This window comes from Veillonella sp. oral taxon 780 str. F0422 (assembly GCF_000221605.1).
GTDB lineage: Bacteria > Bacillota > Negativicutes > Veillonellales > Veillonellaceae > F0422.
The window spans coordinates 1-1,969 of the sequence record NZ_AFUJ01000018.1; the positions used below are offsets into that span (position 1 = coordinate 1).

Annotated in this window: 1 protein-coding gene and 1 pseudogene; one reads left to right on the forward strand and one right to left on the reverse strand. The window is 37.1% G+C overall.

Annotated features, from left to right (window positions below):
* Nucleotides 1-35: 35 nt before the first annotated feature.
* The gene (locus HMPREF9200_RS02560) at nt 36-1,280 is read right to left on the reverse strand and encodes a glycosyl hydrolase family 18 protein (protein WP_009353246.1); all 1,245 of its coding nucleotides are present in this window, start codon (nt 1,278-1,280) and stop codon (nt 36-38) included.
* Between the two features lie 139 nt (nt 1,281-1,419).
* Here HMPREF9200_RS02560 and lgt point away from each other — a divergent pair.
* A pseudogene (gene lgt, locus HMPREF9200_RS02565) lies at nt 1,420-1,969 on the forward strand (prolipoprotein diacylglyceryl transferase); the annotation flags it as partial.

Consider the following 1,969-nt stretch of genomic DNA (forward strand, 5'->3'; position numbering starts at 1 on the left):
AGATTTTTCTTCTTATCTTTCTTTTCTCTTGTTTTTTACTTCTTTTTATGATCTTTTTTGTCTGAAATTGCTTTCTCCTTTTCAGTACTATTTGTATTAGTACCATCTAGAGCAAAACTCAGCACCGGCCATACATCACTAGCTTCAAAACCTTTACGCCAAGCCGCGACTCCTGCAAGTTGTAATTCTTTTACAAGACCAACTTTATAGCTTAAGGACTGTGGATCTTCAAACCAAATTTTTGTGAGTATCCCCTCATATGGTTTCTTTTCATCATATTTACCATAGACATCATTTTTCTTTGTTAATGTCAAATAATTACCTTTTAATCGCTCATCCCAGCGCATCACATCTCTGTATTCACGTTCTAAGTCCAACGCTTTGGACATGGCTAGTGTTTTACTTTTTGCTTTTCCTTCCCAAGAACCTTTCACTGGTACAGACCACTCACGCATATAGAATGGAATGCCCAGTACAAGTTTTGATGCTGGTACTTCAGAAAGCATTTGCTCTGTATGCTTTCTAACCCATGGATAGGAAGCTACTGGTCCAGCTATATTACTAGATGCCCAAGTTTCATCGTACGCCATAAGTACCACATAATCTACTGCATCAGCATACGCTTTACGGTCATACACTAAAGACCAGTTTTCACTATTAGAATAACCCGTTACATCTATTGATGTATGTAGATTATATGTTCGTAACCCTTTTGCCAAAAAATCAACAAACTTAGTTAGCTGTGCTTTATCTTTATAATGAATATTTTCAAAATCAAAATTATATCCGTCATAACCATACTCTGTAGCATAATTAATGAGGCCTTGTTTATATCGTTCCCACATAGATTCATTAGCAAGGATTTTACTAGTCATATCTGGATCGAATTGGTTTGTAATCAAAGGCCATACGCGATAGCCTTTTTCCTTATAACCATTCACATAGTCATGGGATAGCTTAGAACTAGCTTTTAGACCAGTCGTAGTCAATTCAAACCAGCTGGGAGACATGATTGATGTACCATTCTGTACATACTTTTTATCATACGCCGTTTCTGATACTATAGGATCAAATACCATGGTGATAGGTAATGTAACTTCTTGCTTTTCTGGAGTATACAACATAGGGCCTACATATTGTATAGGTTCTACTGCTGTTGTTGTATTGGAAAGTGCTGGAAAGGGAATATGGATTGCTGCCTCTGCTACTGGATAAGAAGCAAACAAACTAAATGCCGATATTCCTAGCACCATATGTTTCATAAATTGTAAGTGTTTCATAAGCGCTCCTTTTAACCTTTATATTATATCACATTCAGCCTATATATTGGGAACACTATACTATTTCTCTAAAATTTATGGTACACTACAAAGGTAGGAATATTACAAGTATATTACACGAACATATTTAGGAGGTACTATGTATCAGTATTTGTTTTTTATCGGAGGCTTTCCTATAAGAGCCTACGGTTTACTTCTCGCTTTAGGTATTATTAGTGCTGCCATTGTAGGATACTTCATTATGAAAAAAGATGGCCGTGGATGGGAAAAATATATGGTAGATTTTACCATTACTGTTGCTATAGCTGGTATCATCGGTGCTCGACTATGGGATGTGTTTTTCTTTGACTGGGGATACTATCACAATCATGTATTGGAAATTCCATACGTATGGCAAGGCGGTATGGCTATCCAAGGCGGCGTATTGTTAGGTGCTATTGCTGGAATTTATTATTTAAAAAACAACATGTTGACCCTTGGGCATTTGCTGATTTATTTGCACCAGCCCTTATGGTAGGTCAATCTGTGGGACGTATGGCGAATGTCATGAATGGCGATGCCTTTGGTCACCCCACTGGAGGAAATTTCGGTATTCTCTATCCAGAAACAACATTGGCATATCACACCTATGGAAATCAACCATTATGGCCTGCTGAAATATGGGAAGGTCAAGTAGATATTATTTTGTT